Source organism: Paenibacillus sp. EB106-04-04-XG159, from assembly GCF_058791835.1.
In genome coordinates, this window is the sequence record NZ_JBYTDY010000001.1 from 251,722 (window position 1) to 267,070 (window position 15,349).

Consider the following 15,349-nt stretch of genomic DNA (forward strand, 5'->3'; position numbering starts at 1 on the left):
GTATTGAATGGATTGATTAACTTTACGTTAAAGAACAAATTCGCTGTATGGCTGCTGACGATTATCATAACGGCCAGCGGACTGTATTCCGGTACGCAGATGAAGATGGAGACACTTCCCGACATTACGGTGCCGCTCGTCACGGTGACAACCATCTATCCCGGCGCGACACCGGAGCAAGTGGCGGAGAAGATATCGAAGCCGATGGAAATGCAGCTGCAGAATCTGCACGGCGTCAAAGTAGTTAGTTCGTCATCATTCCAGAATGTATCGCAGATGCAGATCGAATATTCCTATTCGACCAACATGGAGAAGGCGGAAGATGAAGTTAAACGATCAATATCGAATATGAAGCTTCCGGAAGATGTTCAAGAGCCGCAAGTATCGCGGTTAAGCTTCAATGCCTTCCCGGTAGTCGGGATGAGCATCTCGAATGACCAAGAATCGCTTGCGGAGCTGACGAAGCAGGTCGAAGAGGTCATTCAGCCGAAGCTGGAGGGCGTGGATGGCATCGGCGGGGTGCAGATCACAGGCCAATATGTAAATGAAGGCCAGATCACGTTCCTCCCTGAGAAGCTTAAGCAGTACGGCTTGTCGGAAGAAGCAGTCAAAGGCATGATTCAAGCCTCGAATCTCCAGTTCCCACTAGGGATATATACATTCGGCAGCACGGAGCAATCGGTAGTCGTAGACGGCAAAGTGCTGTCCGTTGAAGATCTGAACAATCTTGAAATTCCGTATAGCCCTGTCGCCGCAGGCGGTCAAGGCGGTATGACCGCGATGCCAGGGGCAGGCAGTGCTATAGGAGGCGCGCCAACAACTGGAGCGGCTATTCCTCCAGCCGGAGTACCGACGCAGCAGATGCCTGCTAACCTTTCCTTGCCTACGGTTAAGCTTAGTGAATTGGCTAAGATTGAAGTGATCGGCAAGGCGGAATCTATCTCGCGCACGAATGGCAAGGATGCCATTGGCCTGCAGATCATTAAGGGCGCTGACGCGAATACGGTTGAGGTCGTTAACGATGTGAAAGCTCTGATCAAGGACTTTGAAGAGCTCTATCCTGATATGGAGTTTGTTACGACGTTTGACCAAGGCAAGCCGATTGAAGATTCCGTTAACACGATGTTAAGCAAGGCGTTGTTCGGCGCAGGCTTTGCGATGCTGATCATCCTGTTGTTCTTGCGCAATTTCCGCACGACACTCATTTCCATCGTATCGATTCCGTTATCGCTGCTGATCGCGGTACTGCTGCTGAATCAGATGGATATTACGTTGAACATGATGACACTTGGGGCAATGACGGTCGCTATCGGGCGGGTCGTGGATGATTCCATCGTTGTTGTAGAGAACATATTCCGCCGCATGACCTTGCGCCAGGAAACGTTGAAGGGCAGAGACTTGATCCGTGAAGCGACCAAGGAAATGTTCATGCCGATTATGTCCTCGACGATCGTCACCATCGCTGTATTCCTGCCGCTTGGCTTAGTAGGGGGAATGATCGGCGAGATGTTTATGCCATTCGCGTTGACTATTGTATTCGCTCTGCTGGCTTCCCTGCTGGTCGCGATTACGGTCGTACCTGTGATGGCGCACTCCATGTTCAAGAATGGCGTTAAGTCCAAGCAGCAGCATCACCATGATGAGCACCCGAGCCGTTTGAGCCGCTCCTATAAGCGCTTGTTGGAGTGGTGCCTAAATCATAAGATTATCACTTCATCAGCTGCGGTTATTCTGCTGGCAGGCAGCTTGTTCTTGACGCCGCTGATCGGTGTCAGCTTTATCCCGTCCGATCAGGAGAAGATGGTGGTCGCTACCTATAAACCAGCGCCAGGACAAACCTTAGAGAATGTAGCTAAGGTTACTGAGCAAGCAGAGAAATTCTTTATGAATCGTCCGGGTGTCGAGACGGTTCAATATTCACTGGGCGGCGAGAATCCATTCAGTCCGGGACGCTCCAATCAAGCGCTCTTCTTCGTTGCCTACAACAAGGACACGAAGAACTTTGCGAATGAACAGAGTCAGGTGCTGAAGGATCTTCAAGCGGAGACAGAAACGGGCACATGGGGTACGATGGACTTCGCCATGGGTGGGGTCGGCGGCAGCGGCATGAAGCTCTATGTGTATGGTCAAGATCTGAAGACGATAAAGCCAGTGGTTGAAGAGCTCGAATCAAGACTTTCTGGAATCGCGGATCTGAAAAATGTAAAGTCCAGTTTAAGCGAAGCTTATGATGAATATTCGCTCGTTATCGATCAAGAGAAGCTGAGCAAATTTGGCTTAACTACTGCTGAGGTTGGCATGACGCTGAGCCAGCAGCGTACGCGTCCGGTGCTCACTACCGTCGAGAAGGACGGCCAAGAGTTGGATGTATATATTAAGGTGGAAGAAGCCAAGTACGGATCGATTGACGAATTGCTCGAACGTCAAATGATGAGCCGTATGGGTCAGCCTGTTGCGATTAAAGATGTCGTTGATGTGAAGAAGGGTACGACATCGGATACTGTGACACGCCGTGGCGGTAGATTGGTTATCGACGTGAGCGCTGAGATTACTTCGGCAGATGTATCGACTGCGTCCAAGGAAGTTCAAGCGCAAGTGGATGCCATGTCGCTGCCGAAGGGTGTTGAGATTACGACTGGCGGTGTAACAGCCGACATTCAGGAATCGTTTACCCAGCTTGGAGTCGCAATGGCTGCGGCAATTGCAATCGTATACTTTATTCTTGTCGTAACGTTTGGCGGCGGCTTAGCGCCGTTCGCGATCTTGTTCTCGCTGCCGTTCACCGTTATCGGCGCGCTGGTGGCGCTCTTGATCACGGGTGAAACGATCAGTATCTCAGCTATGATCGGCATGCTGATGCTGATCGGTATCGTTGTGACGAACGCGATCGTGTTGATTGACCGCGTTATCCATAAGGAGAACGAGGGCATGTCCACGCGTGAAGCGCTGCTGGAAGCGGGCGGGACTCGTCTGCGTCCGATTCTGATGACCGCCATCGCGACAATCGGCGCGCTCATTCCGATGGCGCTCGGCATAGAAGGCAGCGGCATCATCTCCCGCGGCCTCGGCGTGACGGTCATCGGCGGCCTGACGAGCTCGACGCTGCTAACGCTCGTGATCGTGCCGATCGTGTACGAGAGCCTCATGAAGCTGCGCCGCAAGGATAAGCAGCAACGAGCGGCTGCATAAGCAAGAGGGCTGCTCCGGTCAACTACAACCGGAACAGCCCTTAAAGGCCCCCTCCATAACACTCCGACCGCAGGTCGCGTTCTAACAAGGGGGCCAAAATATTGGACGAGGCGTGACTCGTAACTGAGCCACGCCTCTTTATCATGTATTTAACCCCTGCCCGGCTAAGCCGCGATACGGGGACTGGTTCCTTGCTGGAGAATGTTACGGTACCTAAACCTCTTTCCAATCCGACAAAAGCCCTGCCTCTCTTTCGTCCTTGCGGCTCCAATGACCGCTCCAGTGTGAATCTGAAATCTGCAACGACAGGATAAGTAACGCAACTCTCGTGTGAAAACAATCAATTGCTACGGGAATCTAAGATAGTATATCTTTGGTTTTCTTTGAGGAACATATGGGGTTAGTTAATACAACCTCAGTATTATAGCACAACAACAGTTGGGATGTCAATATTTAGACGGTGGAGGAGTGGAACAGCCGATCGTCGAACTCTATACGATATACATATTATGTAAATATTAATGGACACAGGGGACGCTATTTTGCGAATATGAGGCTGATTCTAAGTTTTACGGACTCAGATGACGCTATTTGCCTGAAAGTTAGCTATTATCTGATGTTTTGAAGCAAATAACGGCCTCACGGTCCGCAAGAGTGGCAAATCAGCGGTTTTGTTCACAAATAACGTCCTGTGTGTCCGCGCCCAATACAAGTTTCCGATGCTGTTCTCCGGCTACGCCGAAGTATGTGAGTGGTATGATGAAAGCATCGATACAGGAGGATACAGCATGACACCATTTAACATTGCAGGAGAGACGGAGCGGTTAATCATTCGTCCTTATGAAATAGGGGACTATTCCAACTGGCTTGAACAGCTGCACAAACGCAAGCTAGCAGTCCATAAACATGACTCGGGATGGCAGAACATGAGCGGATACACGGAGGAACAGTACCAGACTAGAGTTGAACGTTTTCAGAAGCTGGCTGCAGACGATGTCGCTTATGTGTTTGGCATATTCCGCAAGAAAGATGGCGTTAGTCTGGGCGGGGTGGATGTGGCGACGCTCATACGCGGTGAGTTTCAGTGGGCAAGGATGGGCTACGCGCTGCACAACCAGCACTGGGGCCAGGGCTATGGGAAGGAAGCGGCGAGCAAGCTGTTGGAGCTTGCCTTCACGGAGCTGAAGTTTCATCGAGTTGAGGCGCATATTAACACAGATAATCCGGCTTCAATCGCGCTTGCGAAGAGCATCGGCATGGAGTACGAATGTACTCGCAAGGGCTTCATCTATGAGTTTGGTGCGTGGACCGATAATTTGATTTATGTGAAAAATGCAGACGATCCTGCTCCTCCAGCTGATCTATAATCTACAACGCAATATAAGCGGCTACAAACCATAGAGGCTTGCTCCACCTTAGCAGGGGGAGTGAGCCTTTAATTATGGGTGTTAGAATACGTTTGATCTCCTTCCGATGCATGAAGTTGCGCAGAACTGGAAAAGTTAAAGTAAACATTTTTTGGGTACATGCCGTGACTGAAGGGGAGATCAAGCATTTATGAATGACAATCAAATCAAGAAACTGCGATGGTACAACGTTGCGCTTATGGCCTTCGTTTCCGTATGGGGATTCGGCAATGTCGTTAACAACTACGCTAACCAAGGGCTGACGGTCATTACGTCATGGATTCTCATCATTGCGCTGTACTTCGTTCCATATGCCTTGATGGTGGGTCAGTTAGGCTCAACCTTCACGCACGGCAAGGGTGGAGTGAGCAGCTGGATCAAGGAAACGATGGGGCCAAGCACCGCATATTTTGCGGCATGGACCTATTGGGTAGTTCATATCCCTTACCTGGCGCAGAAGCCGCAAGCGATCCTGATTGCATTTGGTTGGGCGTGGAAGGGTAACGGCTCTTTGGTAAAAGAGATGTCTACTCTGATGGTTCAAACGCTGTGCTTAATCATCTTTCTTATCTTTCTAGCGATGGCTTCGCGGGGGATTACCTCCTTAAGGCGAATAGGGACGTTCGCAGGGATGTCCATCTTTGTCATGTCGCTGCTATATATTCTGCTGGCTCTTGCCGCGCCGTCAATAAGAGGTGTAGAAGTCGCCACTCCGAATATCACATTCAACACCTTCATACCTGACTTTAACTTTGCATACTTCACAACCTTGTCGATGCTCGTGTTCGCCGTGGGCGGAGCGGAGAAGATATCTCCGTACGTCAACAACACCTATAACCCGTCCAAAGAATTTCCACGCGGCATGCTCACGCTGGCTATAATGGTCGCGGTGTGCGCCCTGCTTGGATCGTATGCCATGGGGCTGATGTTCAATGCGAACAATATCCCGCCCGACTTAAAGATGAATGGGCAGTATTACGCCTTCCAGATTCTTGGCGAGTACTATGGAGTGGGCAACTGGATTATGGTCATCTACGCGTTGGCTAATGTGTTGGCTCAGATCTCAGCATTAGCCTTCTCCATTGATGCGCCGCTGCGCGTGCTGTTGTCTGACTCGGATGAGAACTACGTGCCGAAGTCGCTCTTGAAAATGAACGACCGCGGCACACCGATCAATGGATACCTCATGACGGCGGTGCTCGTCGGGATTCTTATCATCGTTCCCGCGCTCGGGATCGGAGAGATGAACTCACTGTTCAACTGGCTGTTGGATCTGAACTCCATCGTCATGCCGCTGCGATACTTATGGGTATTCGCTGCTTTCATGGCATTGATGCGGCTATCGCATAAGTTTACTTCCAACTACCAATTCGTTAAGAACCACACGTTTGGTTTCATCATTGGCTTATGGTGTTTCGTATTCACTGCATTCGCCTGTCTCATGGGCATGTTTCCGAAGGTCGAAATGTTTACAAGCGAATGGTATTTCCAGCTTACGCTAAACGTCGCAACACCTTTCATCTTGATCGGACTGGGCTTGATCCTTCCGTCCTTGGCAAGGGGAAAACGCAAGCCGTCATAAACAAGACATTCGATTGTTTAGTTATTGGCCTGATAAGCGCATTTGCGCGAAGCAGGCCTTTTTGCTGTACTGTGAACGAGCACAAGTAGTGGAAAGAACAAATATACATGTTTGCATCATTGATAATTACTAAACAATTTGATAATATGTCTATATTATTGCAAACGAGGGAAGGTTATGTTTATGATTATAGATACTACAGAGCTGTTTGCCGAGGCGACGATCTCAGAGCTGAAGCGAGGCTATGTCTACGATAATGAGCAGTATGTATGCCTAGCATGCGGTCAGTGTTATGAAGAAGGGGTCATTTATCCTGGCGTGGAAGAGGGGTTAGGGCTCACTGCTGAGAAGAAGATGAAGCTTCATGTTCATGAGGAGCATCAATCGATGTTCCATGTGCTGCTTGGGATGAGCAAGAAGCAAACAGGGCTGACTGAGCTTCAGAAGGAGCTTATGGGCATGTTCTATGAAGGGTTGAGCGACAGTGAAGTAGTCAAGCGCTTGGGCGGCGGCAGCGGCTCCACCATCCGCAACCACCGCTTTACACTTCGCGAGAAGATGAAGCAAGCTAAGCTCTTCTTGACTATGATGGAGATGCTGGAAGATCACAATAAGCATGAGCCGAAGTGGGTCCCTGTATATCAAGCCGCGCCGCTCGTCGATGAACGGTTTGCTGTGACGGAGGAAGAGCAGGGAGCGATCCTGCAGCAATATTTTAAGGATGGATTGGACGGCAAGCTGTCTTCATTCCCGAAGAAAGAGAAGCGCAAGGTCGTCATTCTGCGTCATCTCCTGAACCGCTTTGAACGAGGTCGGGTATATACAGAGAAGGTAGTTAATGAGATTCTGAAGACCGCTCAGAGTGATTATGTCACGCTGCGGCGATATTTGATTGAATATGGACTGATGAGCCGCCAGGATGACGGAAGTCAGTATTGGCTCACTTAATGAGGAGGAATATCGAGATGGATAATCGCAAACGCTTGAAGGAAATCGCGCACGAGTATGCGCACACGCACCGCAGAATGGGGATCTTCCAACTGCGCAACAAAGTGACGGGTTCTTACTTTGTAAACAGCAGCATGGACTTGGATAAGATCTGGAACAGGCTGTATGTACAGCTGAACTCGGGTGGGTTTGTAGACCGCAAGCTGCAGCAGGACTGGAATGAGTATGGTGAGGAAACGTTCGAGCTGATCGAGCTGGAAGAGATCAAGCCTGAGGAAGAGTACTTGGCCAGTGATGCGGAACGGATGAAATATAAACCTATGTTGAAGAAGATGCTGGATCAATGGAAAGAGCGGTTGCAGGCATAAGAAGCCGATAGAGAAGACCATAATGTCCCCACTTTCTTACAAAGTGGGGACATTTGCTGTTCAGCGTGTCTGGATCCCTTTCATTTTCCGAGTACTATCGATAGAATAGGGTAAAAAAGCAGGAGGACCTACTTTAATGACTTATCGCAAAAAGAAATTCCTGTTGTGGCTCCTTATTACACTCATATGGATGGCATTTATATTCTATAAATCCTCGCAGCCCTATATTGAACAAGATCTGCGTCCATCGCTTGCATCCGCACTTCCGCAGTCGGTAGTGAACTATCTGCCGAACGTGGAATTTTATTATGATGGGGAGCTCGTGACATCTGAGCTGCCGTACGACTTCATCGAATTCTTCATCCGCAAGGGGGGGCATGTGGCCGAATTCGCATTGCTTGCTTTTCTTGTCATCCATTCCTTTCGGGCGCTTGGCTGGAATCGAGCCAAGGCAGTCACGCTAGGTGCGTCCATCTCGCTGCTGTATGCAATGTCTGATGAGTGGCATCAGAGCTTTGTCACAGGGCGGACAGGCCATGCAATTGATGTAGGGGTTGACAGTATCGGCATCGCGCTCGTCGTGCTCTGCTACGTTATAGTCGGTTTATTCGCAAGGCGGCGCAATCCCCGCCGCGTAAATTTCCGATATTAAGCTGCGTATGGGCGGATTATTTATGCTGCCGCGTAAGCTCCTTCACTAATGCAGGATACCAATCCGCAAGTTTCGTGAATTGGAAGCCTGCTTCTACAGCCTTCGTATGGTCCATGATCCAATCGTTTGATATGCCATACGGAGAGCTGTTAGCATCTGTTACTTCACGCTCAATGATCGCTTGCTTACCGACATTGCGCTCGATTTCCGCCAGCATATCGGCGATCGAGATTGCGCCAACCGAGCACGCGTTAACAGGACCCGTAAGCTCCTGATCCCGAAGCCAGAATAGGAATTGCGCTGCTTCATCCGAAGTGATCATCGACATGGCCGCCTGCGGAGCGGGCAGGCCGATCGGCTGACCTTGCGCGATTCGGTCGATGTGCAGTACAAGACGCTGGGTGTAATCGTCAGTTCCCATAACGATCGGAATCCGCATAGCGGCTACCGGGAAGGTTGCCTCTTGGAAGAATACCGCTTCCGCCAAGCGTTTGCCCTGACCGTAGCTGAAGTCGTGTCGGGTTCCGTATGCAACAGGGTAGTCATACGGATCGAAGGCGTCTTCGCTTAGAGAATCACCCCATGGGTATACGGATAAGGTCGATACCATAATATATCGCTTCGTTCTGCCAGCGAATGCGTTACAGGCGTGAACAGCGTCATCCGGCGCGAAACAGATGTTGTCGTAGACGACGTCCCATGTTGCTAACGCGGCTGCTGTCCGCATAGATTTATAGCTTTCACGGTCCAGCACGATGCGATTAACCTTATCGCCGAACGGATCGGCTTTTCTGCCTCGTGTCGCGATCGTAACCTGCTCGCCGGCATCGATCAGCTTCTGCACGAGTCGTTTGCCAAAGAACTGCGTACCGCCCAATACTAGTACGTTCCCCATGATCATCCTCCTCTATTGATTAGATCAGCAGCTATTTCAGCTTCATCGCTTATCTACATGTTATCTTCTTCCCATCTTCATTATTCTCCATCTATTAGAGTCTGACAGAAGATCGGTCTTCAGGTTGATTTATTTCTTCCTATATAAGGAATATAATTGGAGGAAATCCATGGAAATATACTTGCGCTTATTAACCTATGGATAATAGATATGAATAGAGGAGGCAGCAGTAAATGATCGAATTTCCGAAGCCGGATGTAGAGCAATTTTTTCAGACTTATCTTATTCGTCAGTTTGGAGTAAATGCAGATGAGTCGAGGATCGTATTCAGCAGCAGCATGAACGGCAAGTTTAACCTGTGGGCCATGGATCTGAGCGGGGATACAACCTATCCATTCCCGTTGACATACAATGATCAGCTGTGCAATACGATCAAGCTGGATCCTGAAGGTCGTTATATATTGACAGCTTTCGATCGCGACGGCAATGAAAATTACCAGTTCCATGCGCTGCCTTGGAACGGCGGACAACCGCTGCCATTAATAGAAGCATCACCGGAAGACAAACATCAATATATACATATGTCTGAGGATCATAAGCGTATTTATTACGTTACTTCTAAGGATAATCCGAATTTCTTGAACGCGCGGGTCTATGATCTGGAGACGAAGGAAGATAAGCTGGTGCTGGAAGGCAAAGATGCATTGACGGAGCTTACTGCCGTGAGCGCGGACGAGAAGACGATCGTCTATTCGAAGATATACGCTAACACATACGGAGTCAGCTATGTTCGCCGTGAAGGGGAAGAGGATCAGTGCATAACGCCGTCGCCTGAAACGGTTCATTTGGCGAGTGAGGTTGTATTTGCTGAAGACAATCTATTGTTGTTTGCAACCGACTATGATTCTGAATTCGCGTATGTAGCACAGTACGATATCGCCAACCGCAGCTTTAAGCCGTTATGCCATATCGATCGAGAAAGCGTTAGTGCATTGCGTTGGCATAAGGAATCCCGCACCTTGTATATCGTCACGGATCCAGGCGTGGCCGATAAGCTGTATGCCTATTCGTTGGATAGCGGCGAGCTTAAGTCGATTCCGCTGCCATCCGATATCGTGGAGCAAATCCAAGTGACGCGCGCGGGCAACCTCTACCTGTTGATGCGGGGCGCCGTGAAGCCATATAACATCTACCGTTATGCGAATGACGAATGGAGCATGGTGACCAAGAATGTCATGGTCGGCTTAACGGAGGATGATATGGTTGCGCCGGAGGTGCTGACATACAAGTCGTTTGACGGTATGGAGATCGAGGCGATGCTGTATCGCGCGAAGGAAGCAACGGCCAACGGCTACACGGTATTCTGGCCGCATGGCGGACCGCAAGCTGCGGAGCGGAAGCAATTCCGGGCGATGTTCCAGTACATTATCGCTCAGGGATATAACATCTTCTGCCCGAACTTCCGAGGCAGTTCGGGCTATGGCAGCTCGTTCGTGAAGCTGGTCGAGCAGGACTGGGGAGAAGGTCCGCGTAAAGACTGCTTAGCGGGTATGAATTGGTTGTTCGAGCAAGGCATATCAAGTCGAGAGAAGCTGTTCGTTATGGGAGGCAGCTACGGCGGGTACATGACCCTGCTGCTTGCTGGTCGCAACCCGGAATATTTCCGCGCTGCGATCGACATCGTCGGCGTGAGCAACCTGTTCACGTTCTACAATTCGGTTCCTGAGCATTGGAAACCGATGATGGAGCTCTGGATTGGCAATCCTGAAACGGATCGCGAGCGCTTCATTAAAGATTCTCCGATCACCTATCTGGACGATATGGTCAATCCGATGCTGATCATTCAAGGTGCGAACGACCCTCGCGTCGTGAAGGAAGAGTCCGACCAGATCGTCGAGGCTCTGCGCGCGAAGGGCCGCGATATTGAATATCTAGTCTTCGACGATGAGGGCCACGGCATTACGAAGAAAGCGAACGAGAAGATCGCGTACCGCCGTATGGTCGAGTTCCTGGAACGCTGCAAGTAATTATATATTCATGCTGCCGCTCCTCCCTCTGCCAGGTATGGCCAAGGCGGGGGGCGGTTTTTCATTTGTCAGGGTACGGCAGAGGGGGTTGCCATCAGCGCATGCGGAGGGAGTTGCACGAAGCTGACAGAGCGGGTATAATGCAGCTACTTTCATCATGTCGGGGACAAACCCTGAACGGATAGCGGAGGTTTGAGCGTGAGAGATACGATTGGCAATGAGAGCAACGAAGGGCGGGCGCCTGGGGGGCTGATTGCAGCCCTGCAGGCGAAAGCGCCGCTGCCAGTGGACGAGGTGTGCCCGTCCGTGGCGGACGCCTTGGCGGCGAAGGGCGGAGCGGTGCTGGTCGCGGAGCCGGGAGCGGGCAAGACGACGCGCGTGCCGCTGACGCTGCTTGATGCGCCATGGCTGGCGGACCAGCGCATCGTGATGTTGGAGCCGCGGAGGCTGGCCGCTCGCGCGGCCGCGCAGGTGATGGCGGCAGCGCTCGGCGAGCGCGTAGGCGGGACGATCGGGTATCGCGTCCGCCAGGACACGAAGGTGAGCCGTGAGACTCGGATAGAAGTCGTCACGGAAGGGGTGTTGACTCGCATGCTGCAGGATGATCCGTCCTTGGAAGGAATCGGACTAGTTATATTCGATGAGTTCCACGAACGGAATCTGCATGCGGATCTAGGGTTGGCATTAGCGTTGGAAGCGCAAGCGGTGTTGCGCGAAGATCTGCGTTTGCTCGTCATGTCTGCGACGCTGGACGCGGAGCCTGTGGCTGAGCTTATGGGAGGCGTGCCGGTGATCACGAGTACGGGACGAACGTATCCCGTAGAGACCTATTACACGCCGAAGCTGGCCAGCGAACCGCTGGAAGCGGCGGTTGCGAAGCAGGTGATCGCTGCTCTCCAATCGGAGGACGGTGATCTCATGGTGTTCCTGCCGGGAGCAGGTGAGATCCGCCGCGTTGAGGGTGAGCTGCGCCGGCAAGAAGTGAAGCGGGATGCGAGCGGGCTTGAAGTGCGCGTGCTGCCGTTATACGGTCAGCTCGCTCAGGAAGCGCAGGACGCGGCGATCGCGCCAGGCCGCGAAGGCGAGCGCAAGGTCGTGCTCACGACCTCCATCGCCGAGACGAGCCTAACGGTGCAGGGTGTGCGCGTCATTATCGACAGCGGGCTTATGCGCGTGTCGCGCTTCTCGCCGCGGACGGGAATGACGCGGCTTGTGACGGAGCGCGTCACCCGCGACGCCGCAGATCAGCGGCGCGGCCGTGCGGGACGGCTCGGCCCCGGCGTCTGCTTCCGTCTCTGGTCAGAGACGGAGCACGGGAGCTTGGCGGAGCATCGCACGCCAGAGATTGCGGACGCCGATCTTGCGCCGCTCGCGCTGGAGCTTGCTGCATGGGGCGCGCAGGATGCGTCCCAGCTTAGCTGGCTGACGCCGCCGCCTGAAGCAGCGCTGGAGCAGGCACGCGCTCTGCTTCAGAAGCTTGATGCGCTCGACGGCGCGGGCAGCTTAACAGATCATGGCCGCCGCATGGCGCGGCTTGGGCTGCACCCGCGGCTCGCGCACATGCTGCTCGCGGCAGCTGAGCTCGGCATGAGCGAAGATGCTTGCAGCTTAGCGGCATTGCTGCAGGAGCGGGATCTATTCCGCAGCGGCGGTGTGGACGGCCGCTCTGAGCCGAGTCCAGATATTCGCGAACGACTTGAAGCTGTACGCCAGCATTCGAATGTCCTAGACATGCCACATATAGATCGCGGCACGTTCCATCGCGTTCAAGAGGAAACGCGCCGCTTAACACGAGTCATACAAGAAGCCTCATCCCTCGATCACATTGAGACGGGGGCGCCATCCTTGCTCACACCAGATGAAGAGCGGGCGGGGCTGCTGCTAGCAATGGCTTATCCCGATAGAATCGGTGAGCGTCGTACAGACGGCAGATACTTGCTTAGCAATGGACGCGGGGCTGCGTTTACGCCGCACGCAGGGCGTCATCCGGTCACATACTCGCCCTATATTGTAGCGACAGAGCTGGATGATCAGGGAACGGACAGCCGAATACGATTGGCTGCGCCCATCTCACTGTCTGTGCTTCGCAGCGCATTAGCGGGACAGATTCAGCAAGTAGAAGCAGTCGCGTGGGATCGCAGCGCGGAAGCGGTTCGCGCTCGCGAACAAGTGCGGCTCGGCGCGCTCGTGCTGCAGGAGCGGACATGCGCGAGCCCTGATCCTGACGCCGTGCTGACAGCACTGCTCGCAGGCATCGCCGCACATCCCGACGGCATCGGGATGCTGGCATGGACCAAATCCGCGCGCCAAATGCAAGCGCGGCTGCAGTTCATGCACGTCCACCGGCCAGAGGAATGGCCGGACGTCTCAGATGCGGCGCTCACCGCGACAGCGGATGAATGGCTCGCGCCGCATCTGTACGGCTTGCGGAGCAAGGCCGACCTGCAGAAGCTGCAGGTGGCCTCGCTCCTCGAGGGGCTGCTGCCATGGGCACAGCGGCAGCAGCTCGATGGCGATGCGCCATCGCATCTGGTCGTGCCGAGCGGATCGCGCATCGGCATCGACTACACCAACCCCGAACAGCCCGTGCTGGCTGTGCGCCTGCAGGAGCTGTTCGGGATGCGGGACACGCCGCGCATAGCGGGCGGGCGCGTCCCGCTGACGATACAACTGCTTTCACCTGCGCACCGACCGGTGCAGGTGACGCAGGACCTGGACAACTTCTGGCGTCATACTTACTTTGAAGTTAAGAAAGACCTCAAGGGCCGGTATCCGAAGCACTACTGGCCGGAAGATCCGACGGAGGCGGTGGCAACCCGCCGCGTACGTCCACCTGGAACGTCGAACTGACGTGTTGTACCTCTAAGCTCAGGTTCATAATCTCCAACCATATGCTATCCCTGATTCAGACCGTGCCATGCACTGCCTGAGTCATAGGGATAGCAATGAGATGGCAGCACATAGGGCTGCTCTTCCTCTGCCTCGATCGCGGCTTACAGTTAGCGATCTAGCCGAATAAATGTAAATATAAATGTAAATGAAAACCATTTGTTATTTTGCTCATTTGGGTGTAAGATAGGTTACATCAACAAAATGACCAGTGGGTCATTAACATATAAACTGGTGGTGTAACCTCATGACATTTTCGATAAGCACAGCACAACTCATGTCCATTCTTATGTCGCTGTTTATGGGAGTGACAGTAATTATACTTAGATTGAAAGCGACCAATAAGCCTACATCTGCAAAGAAGATTATTATGCCTCCAATCGGCATGGCGACCGGTTTTTCCATGTTTATTGTACCGGCGATGCGTATACCATGGAGCTATGCAATTGGTGCTTTTCTCTTTGGCGCTCTCTTATTTTCTTATCCTTTGATTCGGACATCGAAATTTGAGCGGATCGGTGAAGAAATTTATTTAAAGCGTTCCAATATGTTTATCATCGTTATTATCGGATTGCTGATCATTCGTCTCCTCATGCATGATGTAGTTGAACAGTATGTTAGCGTGTCTCAAAGCGCCGGTATATTCTTCATCCTAGCATTCGGGATGTTGCTGCCTTGGCGGATTGCCATGTATGCACAGTATCGCAAGCTAACTGAACGCACAGTAGCGTCATAATTAAGAGGTCCCTGCTTCTTCTAGAGAATGCAGGGACTTTGATTTTTTTAATATGTAAATGATTAGTATATGTAACTGATTTAAATATGTAAAAGATTAATATAAATACTTGATTAAATAGAACAATTGATATATCCCAAGAAGCAGGACTAACACGAGCAATACTAGCAAGGTGTGGCGAATCTTGTACAACCATACATACTTATAGGTGGCGGGGTCCTGCCACTTCTGCCCGCTGTGCTTCATATTCTGTATAGTAATAATAATCAACGGTAAAACGCCAATAAATATAAACAAAATAAGTACGAACTTTATATAAAGATCCATACCTGCATCGTTCAGAAATGAACGCATAACCTCGCCGACAGAGATGAAGAAGAGCAGTAGTAATATAATTGTTGATGTAAAGATATCTGTCCACTTCTTGCCTCGCTCCAGCCCTCTCCATAATACATAAGGAATTACACCAACTAGGATAATAGAAATACAAAGGAATATGATTGATATGAATGACATGATGAATTCCTCCCCGTACAGAATACGAGGTTAAGTTTAAACAAGTTGCGTCATATTCACAATATTAATTTTGATAAATAAACAACAAAGGATACCCCTTAACCAATAATGGTAAAGAAGTATCCTATATGTCTTGTAAAG

Annotated in this window: 11 protein-coding genes; 9 read left to right on the top strand and 2 right to left on the bottom strand. The window is 51.5% G+C overall.

Translation table 11 applies throughout. The annotated features are described in order from the left end of the window. Nucleotides 1–3: 3 nt before the first annotated feature. The 6 genes from AC3WTP_RS01165 to AC3WTP_RS01190 all read left to right on the top strand — a co-directional run bounded on the left by AC3WTP_RS01165 (nt 4) and on the right by AC3WTP_RS01190 (nt 8,145). A complete protein-coding gene (locus AC3WTP_RS01165; protein ID WP_492392747.1) occupies nt 4–3,189 on the top strand; it encodes an efflux RND transporter permease subunit in 3,186 nt (1,061 codons plus the stop codon). Between the two features lie 788 nt (nt 3,190–3,977). Then, entirely contained in the window at nt 3,978–4,556 is a 579-nt protein-coding gene (locus AC3WTP_RS01170; RefSeq protein WP_492392748.1) for a GNAT family N-acetyltransferase, read from the top strand. A gap of 190 nt (nt 4,557–4,746) precedes the next feature. Continuing rightward, entirely contained in the window at nt 4,747–6,177 is a 1,431-nt protein-coding gene (locus tag AC3WTP_RS01175) for an amino acid permease (RefSeq protein ID WP_492392749.1), read from the top strand. A gap of 186 nt (nt 6,178–6,363) precedes the next feature. Next, nucleotides 6,364–7,125 carry a DUF2087 domain-containing protein gene (locus AC3WTP_RS01180; protein ID WP_492392953.1) on the top strand — a complete coding sequence of 254 codons (762 nt, stop codon included), beginning with the start codon at nt 6,364–6,366 and terminating at the stop codon, nt 7,123–7,125. A 17-nt stretch (nt 7,126–7,142) separates the two neighbouring features. Beyond that, entirely contained in the window at nt 7,143–7,493 is a 351-nt protein-coding gene (locus AC3WTP_RS01185) for a GIY-YIG nuclease family protein (RefSeq protein ID WP_492392750.1), read from the top strand. A 136-nt stretch (nt 7,494–7,629) separates the two neighbouring features. Then, a complete protein-coding gene (locus tag AC3WTP_RS01190; RefSeq protein WP_492392751.1) occupies nt 7,630–8,145 on the top strand; it encodes a VanZ family protein in 516 nt (171 codons plus the stop codon). Between the two features lie 16 nt (nt 8,146–8,161). On the opposite strand, the gene AC3WTP_RS01195 is transcribed toward AC3WTP_RS01190, so the two are convergent. Further along, entirely contained in the window at nt 8,162–9,040 is an 879-nt protein-coding gene (locus AC3WTP_RS01195; RefSeq protein WP_492392752.1) for a Rossmann-fold NAD(P)-binding domain-containing protein, read from the bottom strand. Between the two features lie 233 nt (nt 9,041–9,273). On the opposite strand from AC3WTP_RS01195, the gene AC3WTP_RS01200 reads away from it, so the two are divergent. The 3 genes from AC3WTP_RS01200 (at nt 9,274) to AC3WTP_RS01210 (ending at nt 14,692) form a co-directional block, all read left to right on the top strand. Beyond that, complete coding sequence (locus tag AC3WTP_RS01200; RefSeq protein WP_492392753.1) at nt 9,274–11,067, top strand: S9 family peptidase; 1,794 nt, start codon at nt 9,274–9,276, stop codon at nt 11,065–11,067. Nucleotides 11,068–11,328: 261 nt separating this feature from the next. Continuing rightward, entirely contained in the window at nt 11,329–13,917 is a 2,589-nt protein-coding gene (hrpB, locus tag AC3WTP_RS01205; RefSeq protein ID WP_492392954.1) for an ATP-dependent helicase HrpB, read from the top strand. 286 nt (nt 13,918–14,203) lie between these two features. Continuing rightward, complete coding sequence (locus AC3WTP_RS01210) at nt 14,204–14,692, top strand: CcdC family protein (RefSeq protein WP_492392754.1); 489 nt, start codon at nt 14,204–14,206, stop codon at nt 14,690–14,692. A 96-nt stretch (nt 14,693–14,788) separates the two neighbouring features. Here AC3WTP_RS01210 and AC3WTP_RS01215 read toward each other — a convergent pair whose 3' ends face one another. Continuing rightward, nucleotides 14,789–15,208, bottom strand: coding sequence for a hypothetical protein (locus tag AC3WTP_RS01215; protein ID WP_492392755.1), 420 nt, complete (start codon nt 15,206–15,208; stop codon nt 14,789–14,791). Nucleotides 15,209–15,349: the final 141 nt, after the last annotated feature.

Bases quoted from the DNA above. Each gene is read 5' to 3' on its own strand.
- AC3WTP_RS01170 (WP_492392748.1), top strand. From the start codon at position 3,978: ATGACACCATTTAACATTGCAGGAGAGACGGAGCGGTTAATCATTCGT.
- AC3WTP_RS01175 (WP_492392749.1), top strand. From the start codon at position 4,747: ATGAATGACAATCAAATCAAGAAACTGCGATGGTACAACGTTGCGCTT.
- AC3WTP_RS01185 (WP_492392750.1), top strand. From the start codon at position 7,143: ATGGATAATCGCAAACGCTTGAAGGAAATCGCGCACGAGTATGCGCAC.
- AC3WTP_RS01190 (WP_492392751.1), top strand. From the start codon at position 7,630: ATGACTTATCGCAAAAAGAAATTCCTGTTGTGGCTCCTTATTACACTC.
- AC3WTP_RS01195 (WP_492392752.1), bottom strand. From the start codon at position 9,040: ATGGGGAACGTACTAGTATTGGGCGGTACGCAGTTCTTTGGCAAACGA.
- AC3WTP_RS01200 (WP_492392753.1), top strand. From the start codon at position 9,274: ATGATCGAATTTCCGAAGCCGGATGTAGAGCAATTTTTTCAGACTTAT.
- AC3WTP_RS01210 (WP_492392754.1), top strand. From the start codon at position 14,204: ATGACATTTTCGATAAGCACAGCACAACTCATGTCCATTCTTATGTCG.
- AC3WTP_RS01215 (WP_492392755.1), bottom strand. From the start codon at position 15,208: ATGTCATTCATATCAATCATATTCCTTTGTATTTCTATTATCCTAGTT.